24 protein-coding genes are annotated in these 21,358 nt (G+C 54.3%); 10 read left to right on the forward strand and 14 right to left on the reverse strand.

Annotation, left to right across the window (positions count from 1 at the left end; translation table 11 throughout):
• Window positions 1-176: 176 nt before the first annotated feature.
• The 5 genes from AAIR21_RS15505 to aspA all read right to left on the reverse strand — a co-directional run bounded on the left by AAIR21_RS15505 (window position 177) and on the right by aspA (window position 5,772).
• Complete coding sequence (locus tag AAIR21_RS15505; protein WP_020882970.1) at window positions 177-752, reverse strand: transcriptional regulator; 576 nt, start codon at window positions 750-752, stop codon at window positions 177-179.
• A gap of 49 nt (window positions 753-801) precedes the next feature.
• Window positions 802-2,505, reverse strand: coding sequence for a protein-disulfide reductase DsbD (locus AAIR21_RS15510; RefSeq protein WP_047743124.1), 1,704 nt, complete (start codon window positions 2,503-2,505; stop codon window positions 802-804).
• Window positions 2,481-2,804, reverse strand: a complete 324-nt coding sequence (cutA, locus tag AAIR21_RS15515; RefSeq protein WP_014168278.1) for a divalent cation tolerance protein CutA — start codon at window positions 2,802-2,804, stop codon at window positions 2,481-2,483. The genes AAIR21_RS15510 and cutA overlap by 25 nt, the downstream gene beginning before the upstream one ends.
• Window positions 2,805-2,917: 113 nt before the next feature.
• Window positions 2,918-4,219: an anaerobic C4-dicarboxylate transporter gene (locus tag AAIR21_RS15520; RefSeq protein WP_006178930.1), complete on the reverse strand. Its 1,302-nt coding sequence runs from the start codon at window positions 4,217-4,219 to the stop codon at window positions 2,918-2,920.
• A 116-nt stretch (window positions 4,220-4,335) separates the two neighbouring features.
• Window positions 4,336-5,772: an aspartate ammonia-lyase gene (gene aspA / locus AAIR21_RS15525; RefSeq protein ID WP_020882968.1), complete on the reverse strand. Its 1,437-nt coding sequence runs from the start codon at window positions 5,770-5,772 to the stop codon at window positions 4,336-4,338.
• A 335-nt stretch (window positions 5,773-6,107) separates the two neighbouring features.
• Between aspA and AAIR21_RS15530 the strand changes: the two genes are divergently transcribed.
• Window positions 6,108-6,572 (forward strand): FxsA family protein, encoded by a 465-nt coding sequence (locus AAIR21_RS15530; protein WP_020882967.1) that lies wholly within the window; start codon window positions 6,108-6,110, stop codon window positions 6,570-6,572.
• A 42-nt stretch (window positions 6,573-6,614) separates the two neighbouring features.
• Here AAIR21_RS15530 and yjeH read toward each other — a convergent pair whose 3' ends face one another.
• Window positions 6,615-7,853, reverse strand: a complete 1,239-nt coding sequence (gene yjeH, locus AAIR21_RS15535; RefSeq protein WP_020882966.1) for an L-methionine/branched-chain amino acid transporter — start codon at window positions 7,851-7,853, stop codon at window positions 6,615-6,617.
• 178 nt (window positions 7,854-8,031) lie between these two features.
• On the opposite strand from yjeH, the gene AAIR21_RS15540 reads away from it, so the two are divergent.
• The 3 genes from AAIR21_RS15540 to AAIR21_RS15550 all read left to right on the forward strand — a co-directional run bounded on the left by AAIR21_RS15540 (window position 8,032) and on the right by AAIR21_RS15550 (window position 10,492).
• Window positions 8,032-8,325: a co-chaperone GroES gene (locus tag AAIR21_RS15540; protein ID WP_003855929.1), complete on the forward strand. Its 294-nt coding sequence runs from the start codon at window positions 8,032-8,034 to the stop codon at window positions 8,323-8,325.
• A 32-nt stretch (window positions 8,326-8,357) separates the two neighbouring features.
• Complete coding sequence (groL, locus tag AAIR21_RS15545) at window positions 8,358-10,001, forward strand: chaperonin GroEL (RefSeq protein ID WP_014168284.1); 1,644 nt, start codon at window positions 8,358-8,360, stop codon at window positions 9,999-10,001.
• Window positions 10,002-10,138: 137 nt separating this feature from the next.
• Window positions 10,139-10,492: a DUF4156 domain-containing protein gene (locus AAIR21_RS15550; RefSeq protein WP_020882965.1), complete on the forward strand. Its 354-nt coding sequence runs from the start codon at window positions 10,139-10,141 to the stop codon at window positions 10,490-10,492.
• A 63-nt stretch (window positions 10,493-10,555) separates the two neighbouring features.
• On the opposite strand, the gene epmB is transcribed toward AAIR21_RS15550, so the two are convergent.
• Window positions 10,556-11,584 (reverse strand): EF-P beta-lysylation protein EpmB, encoded by a 1,029-nt coding sequence (gene epmB / locus AAIR21_RS15555; protein ID WP_183516825.1) that lies wholly within the window; start codon window positions 11,582-11,584, stop codon window positions 10,556-10,558.
• A gap of 40 nt (window positions 11,585-11,624) precedes the next feature.
• Between epmB and efp the strand changes: the two genes are divergently transcribed.
• The 3 genes from efp (at window position 11,625) to ecnB (ending at window position 12,636) form a co-directional block, all read left to right on the forward strand.
• Window positions 11,625-12,191, forward strand: a complete 567-nt coding sequence (gene efp, locus AAIR21_RS15560) for an elongation factor P (protein WP_014882207.1) — start codon at window positions 11,625-11,627, stop codon at window positions 12,189-12,191.
• Between the two features lie 58 nt (window positions 12,192-12,249).
• Entirely contained in the window at window positions 12,250-12,381 is a 132-nt protein-coding gene (locus AAIR21_RS15565; protein WP_025206267.1) for an entericidin A/B family lipoprotein, read from the forward strand.
• A 108-nt stretch (window positions 12,382-12,489) separates the two neighbouring features.
• Complete coding sequence (gene ecnB / locus AAIR21_RS15570; protein ID WP_014168289.1) at window positions 12,490-12,636, forward strand: lipoprotein toxin entericidin B; 147 nt, start codon at window positions 12,490-12,492, stop codon at window positions 12,634-12,636.
• A gap of 38 nt (window positions 12,637-12,674) precedes the next feature.
• On the opposite strand, the gene AAIR21_RS15575 is transcribed toward ecnB, so the two are convergent.
• Window positions 12,675-13,274 (reverse strand): LuxR C-terminal-related transcriptional regulator, encoded by a 600-nt coding sequence (locus tag AAIR21_RS15575; RefSeq protein WP_014168290.1) that lies wholly within the window; start codon window positions 13,272-13,274, stop codon window positions 12,675-12,677.
• A gap of 262 nt (window positions 13,275-13,536) precedes the next feature.
• Here AAIR21_RS15575 and sugE point away from each other — a divergent pair, with 262 nt between their 5' ends.
• Window positions 13,537-13,854, forward strand: coding sequence for a quaternary ammonium compound efflux SMR transporter SugE (sugE, locus tag AAIR21_RS15580; protein WP_032681885.1), 318 nt, complete (start codon window positions 13,537-13,539; stop codon window positions 13,852-13,854).
• Here sugE and AAIR21_RS15585 read toward each other — a convergent pair.
• Together AAIR21_RS15585 and AAIR21_RS15590 are read right to left on the reverse strand one after the other, a co-directional pair.
• A complete protein-coding gene (locus AAIR21_RS15585) occupies window positions 13,851-14,381 on the reverse strand; it encodes a lipocalin family protein (RefSeq protein WP_014168292.1) in 531 nt (176 codons plus the stop codon). The two genes, sugE and AAIR21_RS15585, sit on opposite strands and share 4 nt — an antisense overlap.
• 98 nt (window positions 14,382-14,479) lie before the next feature.
• Entirely contained in the window at window positions 14,480-15,625 is a 1,146-nt protein-coding gene (locus AAIR21_RS15590) for a cephalosporin-hydrolyzing class C beta-lactamase ACT-12 (protein WP_025206265.1), read from the reverse strand.
• Between the two features lie 132 nt (window positions 15,626-15,757).
• Here AAIR21_RS15590 and ampR point away from each other — a divergent pair, with 132 nt between their 5' ends.
• Entirely contained in the window at window positions 15,758-16,633 is an 876-nt protein-coding gene (gene ampR / locus AAIR21_RS15595) for a LysR family transcriptional regulator AmpR (RefSeq protein ID WP_025206264.1), read from the forward strand.
• Window positions 16,634-16,662: 29 nt separating this feature from the next.
• Here ampR and frdD read toward each other — a convergent pair whose 3' ends face one another.
• Genes frdD through frdA form a run of 4 tightly spaced genes read right to left on the reverse strand, consistent with a single transcriptional unit; the run spans window position 16,663 to window position 19,956 of the window.
• Window positions 16,663-17,022 carry a fumarate reductase subunit FrdD gene (frdD, locus tag AAIR21_RS15600; RefSeq protein ID WP_020882959.1) on the reverse strand — a complete coding sequence of 120 codons (360 nt, stop codon included), beginning with the start codon at window positions 17,020-17,022 and terminating at the stop codon, window positions 16,663-16,665.
• A 10-nt stretch (window positions 17,023-17,032) separates the two neighbouring features.
• Window positions 17,033-17,428, reverse strand: coding sequence for a fumarate reductase subunit FrdC (gene frdC / locus AAIR21_RS15605; RefSeq protein ID WP_014168296.1), 396 nt, complete (start codon window positions 17,426-17,428; stop codon window positions 17,033-17,035).
• 10 nt (window positions 17,429-17,438) lie between these two features.
• The gene (gene frdB / locus AAIR21_RS15610) at window positions 17,439-18,173 is read right to left on the reverse strand and encodes a fumarate reductase iron-sulfur protein (protein WP_020882957.1); all 735 of its coding nucleotides are present in this window, start codon (window positions 18,171-18,173) and stop codon (window positions 17,439-17,441) included.
• Window positions 18,166-19,956, reverse strand: coding sequence for a fumarate reductase (quinol) flavoprotein subunit (frdA, locus tag AAIR21_RS15615; RefSeq protein ID WP_047366502.1), 1,791 nt, complete (start codon window positions 19,954-19,956; stop codon window positions 18,166-18,168). The genes frdB and frdA overlap by 8 nt, the downstream gene beginning before the upstream one ends.
• A gap of 310 nt (window positions 19,957-20,266) precedes the next feature.
• On the opposite strand from frdA, the gene epmA reads away from it, so the two are divergent.
• Window positions 20,267-21,244, forward strand: coding sequence for an elongation factor P--(R)-beta-lysine ligase (gene epmA, locus AAIR21_RS15620; protein ID WP_020882955.1), 978 nt, complete (start codon window positions 20,267-20,269; stop codon window positions 21,242-21,244).
• Window positions 21,245-21,358 lie beyond the last annotated feature (114 nt).

A 21,358-nucleotide genomic window follows, 5' to 3' on the forward strand; every position in this document is an offset into this window, starting at 1 on the left:
AGGACACGGGGATTTTCAATCCCCTGCTCTACCGACTGAGCTATCCGGGCAACGGAGCGCATTAAACCGCAATCGCGCCTGATCGTCAACACTATTTCGGGAAAAGCCGTTCAACTGCTTAACTTTGCGGCAATCTGACGGTTTACGCGCCGAACAGGTCAAATTCTTCAGACAGATTACGTCAGCGCGCCACCCATACGACACTGCGCAAAACGCAGGATATCTTCGGCCAGACGGTGTGCTGTATCCACATCGGCCTGGCTACGGTTTACCAGCATGCGGCTCAGGCAACCTTCCAGTACCAGCTCCATCTGCTTAGCGACCATCGCCGGGTCATCCACTTCGAGCGTGGTCAGCAGTTCGTGCGTGAAATCATGCGCCGCCCGCTTTTGCTGATCCGCCAGTTGATGGATAGGATGACCGGGGTCAGGGTAGAAGGTGCAGGCGGCAATAAACAGGCAACCCGGATAACGGTTGTTGCTTACGCATTCGCTCAGGGCGGTATAACGCGCCAGCAACTTTTGCTCCGCAGTCAGTTCTTCATTTAACATCAGCTGCCTGCGCCAGACATCAACCTGCTGGCTGAGATAACGCAGGGCATCGTAAAGCAGCGCCTCTTTATCCGGCCAGAAGCGCATGAGTTCATCCAGAGGATAATCAATACGGTCGGCTACCATCTCAAGCGTGGTGCTGGCGATCCCTTGAATCTCAAGTAATTGCAGGGCTTGTCCCAGTACGTCTTCGCGTTGCACGGTTATCTCCTCCGTTATTCCCAACGGTTTGTCCCGTTTCAAGTGTTGTTTACGGTTGGCGATTGCGCAAATGCGCGCTGAATGCCGTCGCGTCCATAAACCCGGTTACACGCTGTGCGGGCTGCTCCTGGGCCTGTTCATTGAAGAACAGAATGGTTGGCAGACCCAGCACGTTAAGTTGCTTCAGCAGTGCCTTATCCGCTGTACTGTTGGCGGTGACGTTCGCCTGGAGCAGAACCGTCTCTTTCAGTGCACTTTGCACCTGCGGATCGCTAAACGTGTACTTTTCGAATTCTTTACAGGCGACACACCAGTCAGCATACAGATCCAGCATGACCGGTTTGCCTTTCGCCTGCGCCAGTGCGCTGTTGAGTTCATCCACGTTCTTTATCTGGATGAAGTTCAAATGCGCCTGCGTTTGTCCCGCGGGTGTGCCAAATGCCCAGTCCTGCAGTGGCCGTACGCTCACCAGCGCGGCGGCGAGCAGGAGGATTTGCACCAGACGCATCCACGGCTTTTTCGCTGCCAGGCTTGTGATAAACGCCCAACAGAAGAAGGCAACACCGAGCATTGCCCACAGGCGCATCCCCCAGGCGTCGCCGATAATACGCTCGAGCAAGAACACCGGCAGCGCCAGAATGACAAAACCAAACGCGGTTTTCACCGTCTCCATCCACGGGCCGCTCTTGGGCAGCAGACGGTTGCCAAATACCGTTACCAGAATCAATGGCAGACCCATTCCCAGCGCGTAGAGATACAACGTACCACCGCCGAGCCACATGTTACCGCTCTGGGCAATATACAGCAGGATCGCGCTCAGTGGCGCGGTAGTGCACGGTGAGCAAATCAACCCGGCGATGGCACCCATCACGAACACGCCGCCCGGGGAACCACCCTGCTGACGGTTACTCATCAGCGTTAAGCGAGTCTGCAACGCGGACGGCAGCTGTAAGCTGAACAAACCAAACATCGACAGCGCCAGCACAATAAATACGATCGACAGGCCAGCCAGCACATAAGGGTGCTGAAGTGCAGCCTGGAACTGCAGTCCGGCAGCAGCAACCACGAGGCCCAGTGCGGTGTAGGTCAACGCCATACCCTGCACGTAGATAAAGGCCAGCAGCAGGGCGCGTGCGGTTGAAAGGCGTTGCTTACCGCCAAGGACAATTCCGGAGATAAGCGGATACATGGGCAGCACGCACGGCGTGAAGGCGATGCCGATACCAATCAGTAAAGCCCACAAGGCGGAGAAGGGCAGCGCTGTGCGACCGTCGTCCTTCACCCCGGTGCTCTCCCCTGCGGGAAGAGCAGGCATACTGGCGGCCGCTTTAACTTCGCTCAGCGGAATGACTTTGGTTTCCGGCGGATAGCAGAAGCCCGCGTCGGCACAGCCCTGATACGTGACGGTCACGGTGGCGCCTTTATCGGCCTGATTGACCGTCACGGGCACGCTTAACCGCTGGCGATAGATTTCACTTTTGCCGAAAAACTCGTCTTCATGCCACTCGCCCGCAGGCATCTGAAGTGGGCCTACCTTTGCCTGAACAGGCGTGATGCTGACCTGCTTGCGATAGAGGTAATATCCCTCTTTTATCTGCCAGGTAAGATTCAGGTCATGCTGGTCTTGTTGAAAATCGAAAATAAATGCCTGGTCGGCAGAAATAACGTTCGAACGGCCGGGAGCGTCAAATAACCCGGCAAAAACTGATGTGCTGCACAGCAGCAGGATCAGCGTAAGGAAGCGTTGAGCCATGAGAGATAATCGTTGTCGCCGTGGACCACTGGCAATACCAGCAGTTCGGGGGTTTGATAAGGATGATGAGATTTGAGGCAGTCCAGGAGTGCCTGCTGGTTCGCCAGATTGGTTTTGAGCAACATCTGGACTTCGTACTCCTGCTCCAGTTTACCTTCCCAGTAGTAAAGGGAGGTGGCGCCAGGAAGGAGCGTCACGCAGGCTGCCAGTTTTTCGGCCAGCACTTTGGCGGCGAGATCCTGGGCAGAGGCTTCATCAGGGGCGGTACAAAGGACAACAACAGCATCAGGCGTGTTCACGAGTCGACCTCCTCATCACGAAAGTCTTCACTATATCACGCAAGGCTATTGGTCATTAATGAAACGGGCCGCAGAGCGGCCCGTTTTTAACTATTTTTACAACCCATCATTGTTTACAGCACGATGCCGCCAATGATAAAGCCGAGGATCACGCACAGCGAGATAGCCACCACGCCCGGGATCAGGAACGCATGGTTAAACACGTACTTACCGATGCGAGTCGAGCCAGTGTCATCCATCTCAACCGCCGCCAGCAGGGTTGGGTAGGTGGGTAAAACGAACAGCGCAGAAACGGCAGCAAACGAGGCAATAGCCGTCAGCGGGGTAACTCCCAGCATCAGCGCCGCAGGCATCAGGGCTTTGGTGGTGGCCGCCTGAGAGTAAAGCAGGGTTGCGGCAAAGAACAGCACCACAGCCAGGAGCCACGGATAGTTGTGCAGCAGGTCGCCCGCAACGGTCTGGATATCGCTGATGTGAGCTTTCACGAAGGTATCACCAAGCCAGGCCACACCCAGTACACACACGCAGGCGCTCATACCGGATTTAAAGGTGCTGGCGTTGAGCACTTCGCTGGTGTCGATTTTACAGGTGATGCTGATCAGCGTAGCGATAGTCAGCATGAATACCACAATCGCTTCGTTACGCGGCAGGACCGGGTTCTGGATCAGACCCACGGTGTCACTGATGGCGGTTGCGTAGAACATGACCGCAACGATACCGATCAGGAACAGCAAGACGGAGCGTTTTGCATGCGGCTTCAGTTCGAAGACCTGGCTACCACGCAGTTTCACTTCACCTTTTGCCAGACGCTCCTGATAAACCGGATCGTCTTTCAGTTCGGCGCCGAGGAAGTTACACAGCACGGCGGTGATCATCACTGCAATCAGCGTCACCGGAATACAGATGGCCAGCAGCGTCAGGTAACTCACGCCCATAGGCTCAAGGATACCGGCGAAGAAGACTACTGCAGCGGAGATAGGTGATGCGGTAATCGCAATCTGGGACGCGACCACGGCAATCGAGAGGGGACGAGACGGACGGATGCCCTGCTCTTTCGCCACTTCGGTAATGACCGGCAGCGTGGAGAAGGCGGTGTGGCCAGTACCGGCGAGAATGGTCATAAACCACGTCACCAGCGGGGCAAGGAAGGTAATGTATTTTGGATGGCGGCGTAACATACGCTCCGCCAGGCTCACCAGGTAGTCCATACCGCCTGCCACCTGCATGGCTGCGATAGCGGCAATAACCGCCATGATGATTTCGATAACGTCAAAAGGGATTGCGCCGGGTTTAATCTGAAAGATAAGGGTAAGTACGAGCACCCCGAGACCGCCGGCAAAACCAATGCCGATACCCCCGAGTCTTGCTCCCAAATAAATCGCCAACAGGACGATGACGAGTTCTGCTCCAAACATAAGGACCTGCCTTGCTTATTAACAAGTTGATATTGAATTGTTGTATTTTGGTAACGCCTATAAAGAAAAAAGGCACGTCACAAGTGACGTGCCTTAAGGAAGCCTAGCCTGAACTGCTACTGTTCGCTTTCATCGGTATATCGTTTCGCTTTGTATGCCGGGTGCATCAGGTTCTGGGCCGAGAAGATATCGTCCAGCTCGGCTTCGGTCAACAGTCCACGCTCCAGAACGACTTCACGCACGCTCTTACCTGTTTCGGCGCAAATCTTACCGACGATGTCGCCGTTATGGTGGCCGATGAACGGGTTGAGGTAGGTGACGATGCCGATGGAGTTGTAGACATACCCTTCACAAACTTCTTTGTTTGCGGTGATGCCGTTAACGCATTTCTCCAGCAGGTTGTAGCAGGCGTTGGTCAGAATGTGGATGGATTCAAACATTGCCTGGCCGATGACCGGCTCCATGACGTTCAGCTGCAGCTGGCCGGCTTCAGAGGCCATGGTCACGGTTGTATCGTTACCGATGACTTTAAAGCAGACCTGGTTCACCACTTCTGGCACTACCGGGTTCACTTTCGCCGGCATGATGGACGAACCGGCCTGCAGCTCTGGCAGGTTGATTTCATTCAGACCAGCGCGCGGACCGGAAGAGAGCAGGCGCAGGTCATTACAGATTTTGGAAAGTTTCACCGCCAGACGTTTCAGGGCGCTGTGAACCATAACGTACGCGCCGCAGTCGGAGGTGGCTTCAATCAGATCTTCTGCAGGCACAACCGGCAGGTTAGAGACTTCAGCCAGCTTCTGTACCGCCAGCTGCTGGTAACCGTCCGGCGTATTCAGACGCGTGCCGATGGCGGTTGCGCCCAGGTTCACTTCCAGCAGCAGCTCGGAGGTGCGCAGCAGGTTTTTAGTTTCTTCGTTAAGCAGCACGTTAAACGCGTGGAATTCCTGACCGAGGGTCATCGGAACCGCGTCCTGCAGCTGGGTACGACCCATTTTCAGGATGTCCTGGAACTCAACGGCTTTGCGCTGGAAGCCATCACCCAGCTGATTAATGGCGTCCACCAGTTTCACCACGGAGGCATACACCGCGATACGGAAGCCGGTTGGGTAGGCGTCGTTAGTGGACTGACATTTATTAACATGGTCGTTCGGATTCAGATACTGGTATTCACCTTTCTGATGACCCATCAGCTCCAGGCCGATGTTTGCCAGTACTTCATTGGTGTTCATGTTGACGGAGGTACCCGCGCCGCCCTGATAGACATCGACCGGGAACTGATCCATGCATTTGCCGTTGTTCAGCACTTCATCGCAGGCAGCGATAATCGCATTTGCCGCGCTTTTCGGAATGGTTTGCAGCTCTTTATTGGCCAGTGCTGCGGCTTTTTTCACCATCACCATGCCACGTACAAATTCAGGGATGTCGCTGATTTTGTTGTTGCTGATGTAGAAGTTTTCAATCGCTCTCAGAGTGTGAACACCATAGTAGGCATCCGCTGGAACTTCCCTGGTACCCAACAAGTCTTCTTCGATACGAATGTTGTTTAACATGTGAACCTTCTTTTCAAGCTGCCGATGGATTGTACTAAACACACAGTATTTATGTGGTTTTGAATATTTTCTGACCGACGATTATTCCCTCAATCAGCCAGATGTTCGAGATCATATGCTGATGATAGCGAATTGCCGTAATCTGGATCACTTATTATCGACCCGATTCCATGATAATTATTAATCTGTGAAATGAGTCACCGCTTTAAAATTTCCAGAAAAAATATCCGTGCAAACCGATTGAATTTTGGCTAACCGTCACCATTTCTTACAGACGCGTTTCGCGAACACATTCAGACAGGGGCCTGAGGGCACCTGCCACACAGGAGATGCCAGTGCGCTGGGTACCATTTATTGCTTTCTTTCTCTATGTTTACATCGAGATTTCAATTTTTATCCAGGTCGCCCATGTACTGGGTGTCCTGTTAACGCTGATTCTGGTGATTTTCACTTCGGTGATCGGCATGTCGCTGGTGCGTAATCAGGGTTTCAAAAATTTCCTGATAATGCAGCAGAAGATGGCCGCAGGCGAAAGCCCGGCCGCAGAGATGATCAAAAGCGTCTCGCTGATTATTGCTGGCCTGCTGCTGATCCTGCCGGGGTTCTTCACTGACTTCCTCGGCCTGCTGCTGCTTCTGCCGCCGGTGCAAAAACACCTGACCATGAAGCTACTGCCGCATCTGCGTTTTAGCCGTATGCCGGGCGGTGGATTCAGTACAGGGCCGGGGGATACTTTCGAAGGGGAGTATCAGCGTAAAGATGAACAGCGCGACCGTTTAGACCATAAAGACGATCGGTAAAAGAGGCCAGGCCCGGTAAGCGAATCGCTACCGGGCTTTGTTTTACAGGGTGCCGCGTTTCGGTAAAAACAGCCACAGCCCCGCCAGCATGCTAATCGCATACAGGCTTTTCCACCCCACCATCGCCAGCAACAGCAGGCAAAGCACGCCACCAACCACTGCCAGCGCTTTATAGCGACCTTTCAGCAGACGACAACCCGCCAGCATGCACAGCAGGTAGATCATGATGAAAATCCCGTTGGCGTACACGATCAGGGCATCAAGATTGATATTCAGCCCGTAAATACATAGCGAACTCAAGACGCAGCAGCCCAGCACGGTATTAAGCGCATTCAACGGCAGCTGACGTTTAGACAGGCGCGCAAGGCGGCTCTCTGGTTTATCAAGCGCCTGCGACCACACCAGACGCGCAAAGCTCTGGATGTAGATATTGAGGCTGGCAAAACAGGCCAGATAGCCAATAACACAGGCGACCCACAGCGCTTTCAGACCAAACAGTTGCACCACCATGCCCGGCAGCGAGGCAGCGGCCGCTTTATCCGCGGCGAACGCGTTGAAATGCAGTACCAGCACGGTACAGGCCCAGTAAACGGTACCTGCTAACAGCAGGCCAATCATCAGGGCGCGCGGGAAATCCCGTTCCGGTTGTTTAAACTCAGAGGCCAGATGGGCGAACGCCTCCAGCCCGACAAAACACCAGAACATCACCGATAGCGCAGCGAACAGCTGCGAATGGTTGACGTCACTTACCGCGGGGAAGGGGATCTCCTTCAGCGTAATATCCCCTTTCCACCAGATGGCGACAATGAGGGCCACAATCAGTATTGCAACGACGGTTTGCAGGTTGGCACTTGAACTGGCACCCCGTGAGCCGACCCACCAGACGATGGCCAGCGTACCCAGCTCGGCCAGCAGCAGTTGCTCGTTATGCCAGCCAAACAGCGCCTGGCCAAAACCGGTCGCGATATGCAACGCTGCCGGTAGACCGACGGGAATAACAGAAAGAAACAGCCAGCCGGTGACCCGCTCCAGTCGCGGACCAAACGCCATACCGACAAAGTGCGCTACGCCGCCCGCGCTGGGGAAATGCCGTCCGAGGATGGCAAACACGACCGCGACCGGAAACACCAGCACAATCAGCACTGGCCACGCCCACAAGCTATTATTGCCGGCCACCAGTGCTGCCAGCGCGGGTACCGCAAACACACCCGTACCTAACAAGGAGGTCGACAGCAGACCCACGCCCTGCGCCAGTCCCAACTCCTGTTTTAGTCCACTCATTGACATCGCCCTGCCACGATCAAAAGAGAGGCGATGGTAACACTTTCGCAAATTTTTTTTCGTCTGCCCCTTGAAGGGGGAAAAAGCTATCCCCATCTCTCAGGGCACTAGTCGGAAAACCGCGTGCGGACCGGCGTCATCCATAACTGATAATGACTTTCTCAAAGGAGAGCTATCAATGAGTATTCGTCCGTTACATGATCGTGTGATCGTCAAACGTAAAGAAGTTGAAACCAAGTCTGCTGGCGGCATCGTTCTGACTGGTTCTGCAGCAGCAAAATCAACGCGTGGCGAAATCATCGCTGTCGGTAAGGGCCGCATTCTGGAAAACGGAACTGTGCAGCCACTGGACGTTAAAGTTGGTGACATCGTAATTTTCAACGATGGCTACGGCGTGAAATCCGAGAAGATCGACAATGAAGAAGTGTTGATCATGTCCGAAAGCGACATTCTGGCAATTGTTGAAGCGTAATTTTACGCACGAGAATTTGAGGAAATAAGAACATGGCAGCTAAAGACGTAAAATTCGGTAACGACGCTCGTGTAAAAATGCTCCGCGGCGTAAACGTACTGGCAGATGCAGTTAAAGTGACCCTGGGCCCGAAAGGCCGTAACGTAGTGCTGGATAAATCCTTCGGCGCGCCAACCATTACTAAAGACGGTGTTTCTGTAGCACGTGAAATCGAGCTGGAAGACAAGTTCGAAAACATGGGCGCGCAGATGGTGAAAGAAGTTGCCTCTAAAGCGAACGACGCTGCAGGCGACGGTACCACCACCGCAACCGTACTGGCACAGGCTATCATCACCGAAGGTCTGAAAGCCGTTGCTGCGGGTATGAACCCAATGGATCTGAAGCGCGGTATCGACAAAGCGGTTACTGCGGCGGTTGAAGAACTGAAAGCGCTGTCCGTTCCATGCTCCGACTCTAAAGCGATTGCTCAGGTTGGTACTATCTCCGCTAACTCCGACGAAACCGTAGGTAAACTGATCGCGGAAGCGATGGACAAAGTCGGTAAAGAAGGCGTGATCACCGTTGAAGACGGTACCGGTCTGGAAGACGAACTGGACGTGGTTGAAGGTATGCAGTTCGACCGCGGTTACCTGTCCCCATACTTCATCAACAAGCCAGAAACGGGCGCTGTTGAGCTGGAAAGCCCATTCATCCTGCTGGCTGACAAGAAAATCTCCAACATCCGTGAAATGCTGCCAGTGCTGGAAGCCGTTGCGAAAGCAGGCAAGCCGCTGGTTATCATTGCTGAAGACGTTGAAGGTGAAGCACTGGCGACCCTGGTGGTTAACACCATGCGTGGCATCGTGAAAGTGGCTGCGGTTAAAGCACCTGGCTTCGGCGACCGCCGTAAAGCGATGCTGCAGGATATCGCTACCCTGACTGGCGGTACCGTAATCTCTGAAGAGATCGGTATGGAGCTGGAAAAAGCGACCCTGGAAGACCTGGGCCAGGCTAAACGCGTTGTGATCAACAAAGACACCACCACCATCATCGATGGCGTGGGTGAAGAAGCGGCTATTCAGGGCCGTGTTGCTCAGATCCGTAAGCAGATTGAAGAAGCAACCTCTGATTACGACCGTGAAAAACTGCAGGAGCGCGTAGCGAAACTGGCAGGCGGCGTGGCAGTAATCAAAGTGGGCGCGGCAACTGAAGTTGAAATGAAAGAGAAGAAAGCACGCGTTGACGATGCTCTGCACGCGACCCGTGCAGCAGTAGAAGAAGGCGTGGTAGCTGGTGGTGGTGTCGCGCTGGTGCGTGTTGCCGCTAAACTGGCTGGCCTGACTGCTCAGAACGAAGATCAGAACGTGGGTATCAAAGTTGCGCTGCGCGCAATGGAAGCACCACTGCGTCAGATCGTTTCCAACGCCGGTGAAGAGCCATCCGTGGTTGCGAACATGGTGAAAGCGGGCGAAGGTAACTACGGTTACAACGCTGCAACTGAAGAATACGGCAACATGATCGACTTCGGTATCCTGGATCCAACCAAAGTGACCCGTTCTGCACTGCAGTACGCGGCCTCTGTAGCGGGTCTGATGATCACTACCGAGTGCATGGTGACCGACATGCCTAAAGGCGACGCACCTGATTTAGGTGCTGCGGGTATGGGCGGCATGGGTGGTATGGGCGGCATGATGTAATCGTGCGCTTTACCGCTTAGAATGAGAAAAACCCCCGGGCAGAAATGCTCGGGGGTTTTTCTTTTGGTCATCTTTTTAGTATAAGGTTTACACACGGACAACATCTGCTGTCCAGCTTATTGAAAACGAGGAATAACATGCGCGTAAAAGTCTGTGCAGGGATCGTAGGAGCAGCATTGCTGCTGGCGGGTTGTAGCTCCAGCAATGAGCTGTCTGCTGCAGGTCAGGGCGTTCGCTTTGTTGAAGATAAGCCGGGTAACGAGTGCCAGTTTTTAGGCACGGCAACCGGTGAGCAAAGCAACTGGATGTCGGGTCAGCACGGTGAAGAAGGTGGATCTATGCGCGGTGCCGCTAACGCGCTGCGTAACCAGGCTGCAGAGATGGGTGGCAACGTGATTTACGGTGTGAGCAGCCCGTCGCAAGGGATGTTGTCCAGCTTCGTGCCAACGGCCAGCCAGATGAATGGCCAGGTCTATAAGTGCCCTAACTGATCTACATTGCTGATGGCGCTGCGCCCAACCCCACCGGGCGGATAAGCGTAGCGCCACCTGCCGTTATTGTTGCCGCAGTTGCAAATCCAGCGGCGTCTTACTCGGCTCACCGCCAATCTCTCGCGCCAGCTTCGGCACCATATAGCCTGAAACCAGCGTTAACAGTTCGCGCATAATCTGCCGGGCCTCATCATCCGTGACCATGAAATGCGCCGCGCCTTGCACACGATCCAGTACGTGCAGGTAGTAGGGCATCACGCCCGCATCGAATAACGCATTACTGAGCTCCGCCAGAATCCGGGCATTATCATTCACACCGCGCAGCAACACGCTCTGGTTCAACAGCGTCACACCCGCTTTACGCAGACGCGCCATCGCCGCACGGAATGCCTCATCGATTTCATTCGCATGGTTGATATGGTTCACCAGCAGAACCTGTAAACGAGACTGCTCAAGGCGAGATACCAGACCGTCCGTGATGCGTGCCGGAATAACAATCGGTAAACGGCTGTGGATGCGCAAACGCTTGATGTGTGGAATGGCTTCAAGCTGGGTCAACAGCCAGTCCAGTTCATGATCTTTTGCCATCAGCGGATCGCCACCTGAAAAAATGATCTCATCCAGTTCCGGATGGGCGGCAATATAGTCCAGGGCGACCTGCCAGTTGCGTTTATTACCCTGATTTTCGGCATACGGGAAGTGGCGACGGAAACAATAACGGCAGTTTACCGCGCAGCCGCCTTTCACCAGCAGAAGAGCACGGTTGAGATATTTGTGCAGTAAACCCGGTACCACACTGTTCTGCTCTTCCAGAGGATCGGTGCTGTATCCTGGCGCCGATATAAACTCTTCCTGCGCAGTAAGCGTTTGTTTTAATAATGGATCGTCAGGGTTTCCTTTCTCCATACGGGCAACAAACGCGCGGGGAACACGCAGGGCAAAAAGTCGCTTAGCCTCGCGGCCTGCAAGCAACTCTGGGTGCTGATCGAGGTCTAACAGACGCAGCAATTCATCAGGACTGGTGATTACATCGGCAAGTTGCGATAACCAATCTTCTCTGGACGGGGTGTTTAGGGTTACAATATGCGCCATTTTGTGGCTTAGCTACCAGTTAACAAATTTAGAGGGCCTTATGGCAACGTACTATAGCAACGATTTTCGTGCTGGTCTTAAAATCATGATGGACGGCGAACCGTACGCGGTTGAAGCCAGCGAATTCGTTAAACCAGGTAAAGGCCAGGCATTCGCGCGCGTTAAGCTGCGTCGCCTGCTGACCGGTACCCGTGTTGAGAAAACCTTCAAGTCTACTGACTCCGCTGAAGGCGCTGATGTTGTCGATATGAACCTGACTTACCTGTACAACGACGGTGAGTTCTGGCACTTCATGAACAACGAAACGTTCGAGCAGCTGTCTGCGGATGCTAAAGCTATTGGCGATAGCGAAAAATGGCTGCTGGACCAGGCTGAGTGCATCGTGACCCTGTGGAACGGCCAGCCTATCGCTGTTACTCCACCAAACTTCGTAGAGCTGGAAATCGTTGAAACCGACCCAGGTCTGAAAGGTGATACCGCAGGTACTGGCGGCAAGCCAGCTACCCTGTCCACCGGTGCAGTGGTTAAAGTTCCACTGTTCGTACAGACTGGTGAAGTGATCAAAGTAGATACCCGCTCCGGCGAATACGTATCTCGCGTGAAGTAATTTACGTCAAGACTGAAGGCGCAGCGCCCGCTGCGCCTGTTTTTTGCAGGCAGGGATGATGAACCGTACCGTTAAAATTCTGCTTCTGTTAGCGCTGTCCAGCGCGTTGCTTTCCGGCTGTAACACCACGCGTGGAATGGGGGAAGATATCCAGGATCTCGGCCATATCATTTCTCACGCGGCCAGCTAACCCCGTCTAATTTTCCTAAAAATGCGTCCTTTTCCGTCAAACGACGGGATATTGTCTATTCTTAAATTGCTATACACAAAACAACTTTGGCTATAAAAGGACGATATTATGGTTAAGAAGACAATTGCAGCGATCTTTTCAGTCCTGGTACTTTCTTCAGTATTAACAGCCTGTAATACCACGCGTGGCGTTGGTCAGGATATTTCTGAAGGTGGTAGTGCAATCTCTGGTGCGGCAAGTAAAGCACAGCAGTAATTGAATAAACGGTACGGAACCAGACGGGTTTCGTACCGTCAGCTTTCTGATTCCTGCAGGGATAAAAACGGTGAATAACGCGTATCCATATGCAATTTCATGCGGATATTCCGTTTATAGGTATAGACCGTTTTACCGTTAATACTCAGGTGAGCCGCAATTTTTTGATTGCTGGCACCCTCCATCCACAACGTCAGCACTTTCTCTTCCTGGCGCGTCAGCAAAGGCGCGGTTACCTTTGGCTTTTCACTGTTCGCGTGCGAAATGAGTGCGTCGTGGATAACTGTCCCCAGTTGTTCAAGACGGGCATTTTTCAACAGCGATGACCAGACCGGGAATTGCTTCAGCCAGGCGGTCATTTCACTATCCTCACCCGATTGCAGCAAAATAAAGGGCACTCTTTCGCTGGCGTTCAGCAAAGATGAGAGGGACTGAAAGGGATGTACATCCTGTCTGAACCCATGCAGGTCAGCAATGACCAGCGTCGGTTTCCATTGCAGAATGTGCTCTCTGGCGAGGAAAAGATTATTCAGGCCGGTCACAACGACGTTTTCCGGAAATAAACCGGAATGATTGAGCCATGCTTCAAACCCGGTGCGGGTGAAGTGACAACGGTCAATCAAAAGAATTTTGAACATATTATATTCGCAGTCGGCTAGTGGTTTGGCTTCCTGCCATCAGAAAGCACATCATCATAGAGAAGTCGGATGAGTGATAAATGCCTGAACTGCGCGGCATACTGCGGCTATTTCTTGCCTTAACATGTTCAGCACAAAAGGATTGAAAAAAAATCGCACGCTAACCAAAATATGAGGCGTAATCTTTGCCTTGCGGGACGACCCGTATGCGCTTCCTTCATCGGGGACGGCCCCAACTTGCATTTAAGTTAAGGAGCCTGAAATGTCCTGGATCATTCTTGTTATTGCTGGCCTGCTCGAAGTGGTATGGGCGATAGGTCTGAAGTACACCCACGGTTTTACCCGCCTGACACCCAGCGTCATTACCCTTACCGCGATGATTGTGAGTATCGTTTTGCTCTCGTGGGCGATGCGTTCTTTACCGGTGGGGACAGCGTATGCCGTCTGGACGGGAATTGGCGCCGTGGGGGCGGCCATCACGGGGATCCTGCTGTTGGGTGAGTCAGCGAGTCTGGCGCGTATCGCCAGCCTCGCCCTGATTGTGGCCGGTATTATTGGGTTGAAGCTCAGCACCCATTAATGGGGTTGTTCTACCCAGATGAGTTTCGACACATCAAACCCTTGCCGGGTCGCGACGTCCAGCATCTGCTGTTTCATCTCAGGTGAAAGGGTTGGGGTGCGAGAGAGGATCCACAGATAGTTGCGATCCGGCCCGCAGACCAGTGCGTGACGGTACTCTCTGTCGAGCGCGATCACGTTATATCCGCCATAGAACGGGCCGAAGAAGGAGACTTTGAGCGCGGCCCGTCGCGGGTCGCCGGTAAAGTACGCTTGTCCAATCGACTGCTGCCACATTTCCCGGTCCGGATTATAGCCCCGGTTGATAACCTGAATACCGCCGTCATCCATCGGGCTGTAATTTGCCGTGACCTTCTCTAAACCCCGTTCAAAACGGTGGTCAAGGCGCGCGATTTCATACCATGTTCCAAGAAAACGTTGTGCGTCGAAATTGCTGACAACGGTGACGCCGGGAGGGGGAGTAGGGGAGCTGCAGGCAACCACTAAAAACGCGGCTGTCACTGCGGCGATAACAGGCAAAATGCGCATAGGAGTTTCCTTACTGTTTTTTGTTAAGTGTAGATGACAGCAAGGAAAATGCGGGAATTTTGCAGGCCGGGTGAGCATCAGCATCACCCGGCAAGATTTTACTGCAGAGCGCTCAGAATACGGTATGCCGCTTCCACGCGTGCCGGGTTCGGGTAGCTCTTGTTCGCCAGCATAACGATGCCGAGTTCCTTCTCAGGGATAAATGCCACGTAGCTGCCAAATCCGCCCGTCGAGCCTGTTTTATGTACCCATGACGCTTTTACCGGTGGAGCCGGAGGGTTCACTTCTGCCACGGGCAACGGTGCAAGCGCTACCTTGTTGTCGCTGCCCTCCACCACGGTTTTGGCTTCTACCGGCCAGTTGAGCATCTCCCAGCCCAGGCCCTGGTACATCGAGCCTGTGCGCCAGTAGCGAGACTGTGCAAGCACCATGCCCTGCTTCAGTGAGGCATCCTGTACCCCATCGGGGGCCATGTTAGCCACCACCCAGCTCGCCATATCCTTCACGTTGGTTTTCACGCCATATGCTTCGGCATCGAGCATGCCCGGCGAAACGTGAACCGCTTTACCGTCACGATAACCCCAGGCGTAATGCTGTTCTTCTGCCTTCGGAACGTTAATCCACGTATGGTTCAGGTTAAGCGGCTTCAGGACCCGCTCCGTCATCGCCTGCTCAAAGCGCATGCCAGAAGGTTTCACTGCCAGAGCCCCAAACAGACCGATGCTGGCATTCGCATAAAGACGCGTGGTGCCTGGCGCCCACTGTGGTTGCCAGGACTGGTAAAAACGCAGCAGCGAGGCATTATCGGTAACCTCATCGGGCACCTGTAACGGCAGGCCACCGGCAGTATAGGTTGCCAGGTCCAGCATGCGAACGCCCTGCCACTGTTTGCCGGTCAGTTCAGGCCAGTATTTGGTCACCGGATCGCCCAGCGAAATTTCACCGCGAGCAATAGCATCGCCACCCAGAACGCCGGTGAAGGTTTTGCTGATTGAGCCCAGCTCAAACAGCGTTTGTGCAGTGACGGGTGTGTTCGCGGCGACATCGGCCTTGCCGAAGGTGAAGTAGTGCGGCTGGCCCTGATAGATCACGGCGACCGCCATACCCGGAATAGACTGCGCTTTCATCAGGGGCGTAACGGTACGTTCCACGACCTTCGCCAGCTGTGTTTCTGACAGAGGTGCGGCTAATGCAGCGCAGGAGGTGCTGAGCAGCAGGGCGCAGCACAGGGATTTTTTCATCATCAGTTATCTTCCGTAATAGCGAGTCAAGGGAGTGTCCGGGCCCGTCAGACATACCCAGTCTGTTGGATTTGACTGTGGCTGACAAACGGTTAAATTTAGCATTAGCTGTTAATTTTTCTAACGGATGGGTCGATGACACGCAGCTATTTACCCCTTAATTCGCTTCGTGCCTTCGAAGCCGCTGCAAGGCACCTCAGTTTTACTAATGCTGCCATTGAGCTGAATGTCACCCATTCAGCCATCAGTCAGCACGTTAAGACGCTGGAACAACATCTGAACTGTCAGCTGTTTGTCCGGGTTTCGCGCGGATTGATGCTGACGACAGAGGGCGAGAATCTGCTGCCGGTGCTGAACGATTCGTTTGATCGTATCGCCGGCATGCTGGATCGCTTTGCCAGTCATCGCGCTCTGGAGAAGCTTAAAATTGGTGTGGTGGGGACTTTTGCGACCGGGGTGTTATTCGCGCAGCTGGATGATTTCCGTCGCCGCTATCCGCATATCGATCTGCATCTTTCGACCCATAATAACCGCGTCGATCCGGCCGCCGAAGGGCTGGATTACACGATCCGCTACGGTGGAGGGGCGTGGCATGGCACTGAAGCGACGTTTCTGTGTTCTGCGCCGCTGGCTCCGCTGTGCACGCCTGAAATTGCCGTCGGGCTACAAGCACCGGCGGACATGCTGAAGTTTACGCTGCTGCGCTCTTACCGACGCGACGAATGGTCGGCGTGGATGCAGGCCGCGGGCGAACTCCCGCCGTCACCAACGCATCGGGTGATGGTGTTTGATTCATCCGTTACCATGCTGGAAGCCGCGCAGGCCGGCGTGGGAATTGCTATCGCGCCTGTGAGTATGTTCACTCATCTGCTGAACAGCGAACGTATCATTCAGCCGTTTGCGACACAGATTGAGCTGGGCAGTTACTGGTTAACCCGATTGCAGTCACGGACAGAAACCCCTGCAATGCGTGAGTTTGCACAGTGGCTGGTGGGGAAAATGCAGAAATGACAGGCCCGCCGGGGGGCGGGCCTGATGTATCAGATAGTAACCACGGCAATCAGCGTAACCACCGTCAGGATGGTTGCCAGGCCGTAGAACACCCATTTCCCGCTCGGGACATGGATTTTCAGGTCATGCATCGCATGGTGAATACGGTGCAGGCCACACCACAGCGGCAGGACGATCATAAGGAAGATGAACACACGGCCAATAAAGCTGCTGGCAAAGGCCAGTACTCGCTCGTAACCCAGCGCATCGCCCGGAAACAGCCCCAGTGGCAGCATAATACCGACCAGCAGGATGATGACCGGCGCGATGATGGCGCTCCACATCCCCCCTGCGCCAAACAGTCCCCAGAAGACCGGCTCGTCAGAACGTTTTGGATTTGGATTAATCACAGTAGTCTCCTTACCAGAACAGTGCGACAAACAGAATGACCACAGTGACGAGGATCGTCACTCCCCATAGCCCTTTAATGACAGGCTCTGGCCCCATTTTCTCGTCTTTAATGATGATGTTCGCCGCTTTTGGCGCCAGTTCAAACCAGGTTTTGGTATGAAGCAGCGCTGCCGCGAGCACAATCAGGTTCAGGATCACGATGATGGGGTTTTGCAGGAAGCCGACAAAGCTGGCCCAGGTTTCAGGGCCATGTTTGAGGGCATAAACGCCGTACATCAGCTCCAGGCTGAACCAGACCGCCGGCACCGCGGTGCCTTCACGCAGCATATAGAAGCGATAAAACGGCAGTTTCTTCCACCAGGTGGACGGCATTGGCCGCACGTAGGCTTTGCGTTTAGTCGTCATTATGCACTCCTTAGCGTGGTTTCAGGGTGGCGATAAGAAAGTCTTTCGAGCTTTCCACTTTACCCTGCTGAATAGCGGCGGCCGGGTCGACGTGCTTCGGACAGACTTCGGAGCAGTAGCCCACAAAAGTACAGCTCCAGACGCCGTTCTGGCTGTTAAGCTGCGCCATACGTTCTTTTTTACCGTGGTCGCGGCTGTCCTCGTTATAGCGGTGCGCCAGGGTAATGGCCGCCGGGCCAATAAACTCTGGATTCAGGCCAAACTGTGGACACGCGGCGTAGCACAGACCACAGTTGATGCAGCCGGAGAACTGATGGTATTTCGCCATCTGAGCTGGCGTCTGGGTGTTCGTCCCCTGATCCGGCGTACGTGGATTGCCGATGATGTACGGCTTAATCGCTTCCAGACTTTCGATAAAGTGAGTCATATCGACCACCAGATCGCGTTCAATCGGGAAGTTACCCAACGCTTCTACTTTGATGCCTTTGGTGTATTCACGCAGGAAAGTTTTACAGGCCAGTTTCGGCACCTTGTTGACCATCATGCCGCAGGAGCCGCAGATTGCCATACGGCACGACCAGCGGTAGCTCAGGTCCGGCGCAAGGTTATCTTTGATATAGCCGAGCGCATCCAGCAGAGAGGTTTGCTCGTCATAAGGGACTTCATAGAATGCGCTGTGCGGTGCAGTGTCCACTTCCGGATTGTAGCGCACCACTTCGATTTTCAGTTTCTGCATCTCAGCCATTCGCCTTCTCCTTCTTCTCGGCGGCTTCTGCTTCTGCGCCATACACGCGTTTAGCCGGTGGCAACGTCGTGATTTTCACGTCGCTGTAGTCCAGACGGGTGGTGCCATCCGCATCGCGCCAGGCGAGAGTGTGTTTCAGGAAATTGACGTCATCACGTTCGGTGCAGCCTTCATCAAGACGCTGATGCGCGCCGCGTGACTCTTTACGTGCCAGCGCAGAGTGCGCCATACATTCCGCCACGTTCAGGCCGTGACCCAGCTCGATGGTATAGAGCAGGTCTGTGTTGAACACGCTGGAGGTATCGGTAATGCGCACGCGCTTGAAGCGCTCCTGCAGCTCAGCCAGCTTATCCACGGTTTTTTGCATCAGCTCAGGGGTACGGTAGATACCGCAGCCTTCTTCCATCGACAGGCCCATCTCGTCGCGGATTTTCGACCAGTTTTCATTTCCTTCCTGGTTCACCAGGTTTTTCAGTCGTTTTTCGACGTCAACGACCTGGGCATCCAGCGCCGCGCTGTTCGCCTCGCCCGCGGTGGCAGCACGCTCCATCGCGCGTTCGCCCGCCATGCGGCCAAAGACCACCAGCTCCGCCAGTGAGTTTGACCCCAGACGGTTGGCACCGTGCAGGCCGACAGAAGAGCACTCGCCCACGGCAAATAGCCCTTTAATGCGGGTTTCGCACTGCTGATCGGTTTCGATACCGCCCATGGTGTAGTGGGCCGTTGGACGTACCGGAATCGGCTCTTTCACCGGATCGACGCCAACGTAGGCTTTTGCCAGTTCGCAAATGAACGGCAGACGTTCCAGCAGTTTCTTCTCGCCAAGATGACGCAGGTCGAGGTAGACCACATCGCCGCGTGGCGTGGAGATGGTGTTGCCTTTGCGCCACTCGTGCCAGAAGGCCTGAGATACTTTGTCGCGCGGGCCCAGTTCCATGTATTTGTTTTTCGGCTCGCCGAGCGGGGTTTCCGGGCCCATGCCATAATCCTGCAGATAGCGATAGCCATTTTTATTGACCAGGATCCCGCCTTCACCACGGCAGCCTTCCGTCATCAGAATGCCGGAGCCCGGCAGGCCAGTAGGGTGATACTGCACGAACTCCATATCCCGCAGCGGCACGCCGTGGCTGAGCGCCATGCCCATGCCGTCACCGGTGACGATACCGCCGTTGGTGTTGTAGCGGTAAACACGCCCAGCACCGCCGGTAGCCATGACCACCGCGTTGGCGCGGATCTGGACGAGGCTGCCTTCCATCATGTTCATCGCCACCAGACCGCGCGCCTGACCGTCATCAACCAGAATGTCGAGGACGAAATGTTCGTCAAAGCGCTGAATCTGTGGGAACTGAAGGGAGGTCTGGAACAGGGTGTGCAACATGTGGAAGCCGGTTTTATCGGCGGCGAACCAGGTACGTTCGATCTTCATCCCGCCGAAGCGGCGAACGTTGACGCTGCCGTCCGGACGACGGCTCCACGGACATCCCCACTGTTCAAGCTGGGTCATCTCCGTAGGACAATGGTGTACAAAGTAGTCAACGACATCCTGCTCGCAAAGCCAGTCGCCCCCTGCAACCGTGTCGTGGAAATGGTATTCGAAGCTGTCATGATCCTGCGCAACGGCGGCGGATCCTCCTTCTGCGGCAACCGTATGGCTGCGCATCGGATAGACTTTTGAAATCAATGCGATTTTAGCGTTGGGATTAGCTTGTGCTGCAGCAATCGCAGCACGTAATCCAGCCCCGCCAGCGCCTATAACGGCAAGATCGGCTTGAAAAGTTTGCACGACATTCCTCCAGATTTTTGTTATTTCGCAACGCGATAAACTAAAGGTAGTTCACCCGTCCAAAAGGACGATTGCGAAAGCGTTTCCACTGCTCCTTTATGGGTAAAGCAGTATAACCGCGTGGATGTCAGGGAAATTTGACGTGTTCGATTTTTTTGCTGTTCTGTGCGGCGATTTATCGCGGTGAGTAATGAATTTCGTCGCGCAATTGTTCACCTAAATGAAATGCGCTTTTTTACTGCGCAAAATTTGTCTCCGTCCCTGGTAACGAGTAGACTTCGTGCCCTTGTCTGAAATCGGAGAAAAACTCATGAGCGAAACGGCCACCTGGCAGCCGAGCGCATCCATCCCCAACCTGCTAAAACGCGCTGCAATTATGGCGGAGATCCGCCGCTTCTTTGCCGACCGCGGCGTCCTTGAGGTGGAAACCCCGTGCATGAGTCAGGCAACGGTAACGGATATTCATCTGGTCCCGTTTGAAACCCGTTTTGTTGGTCCTGGCCACTCACAGGGCATGAATTTGTATCTGATGACCAGTCCGGAATACCACATGAAACGCCTGCTGGCGGCAGGGTGTGGCCCGGTCTATCAGCTGTGCCGCAGTTTCCGTAATGAAGAGATGGGGCGTCACCACAATCCGGAATTCACCATGCTGGAGTGGTACCGTCCGCATTATGATATGTACCGCCTGATGAACGAGGTGGACGATCTGCTGCAGCAGGTGCTGGAGTGCTCAGAAGCGGAAACGCTCTCTTATCAGCAGGTTTTCCAGCGTTACCTGGAAATTGATCCGCTCTCAGCGGATAAAGCGCAGCTGCGCGAAGTGGCGGCAAAACTGGATCTGAGCAACGTGGCAGATACCGAAGAAGACCGCGACACGCTGCTGCAACTGCTCTTCACCTTTGGCGTTGAACCGCAAATTGGCAAAGACCGGCCGACGTTTGTATATCACTTCCCGGCAAGCCAGGCTTCGCTGGCGCAGATCAGCACCGAAGATCACCGCGTGGCGGAGCGTTTTGAGGTCTATTACAAAGGTATCGAGTTGGCGAACGGCTTCCACGAACTGACCGACGCACGCGAACAGCAGCAGCGTTTTGAGCAGGATAACCGCAAGCGTGCGGCACGTGGTCTGCCGCAGCAGCCCATTGATACCCATCTGCTGGAAGCATTGAAAGCGGGCCTGCCGGACTGCTCCGGCGTGGCGCTGGGCGTTGATCGTCTGGTGATGCTGGCGCTGGGTGCAGAACAGCTGGGCGAAGTGATCGCGTTTACGGTCGATCGCGCATAACGCACCGTATTGCCGGGTAGCGCTGTCGCTTACCCGGCTCACCTCTGATGTCAATTAACCTTTCCATTTCCGCACGACAACATTAAAAACTGCCACATTCTCTGTACGCAGGTC

The organism is Enterobacter sp. PTB (genome assembly GCF_051130085.1).
In the GTDB taxonomy this organism is placed as follows: domain Bacteria; phylum Pseudomonadota; class Gammaproteobacteria; order Enterobacterales; family Enterobacteriaceae; genus Enterobacter; species Enterobacter ludwigii.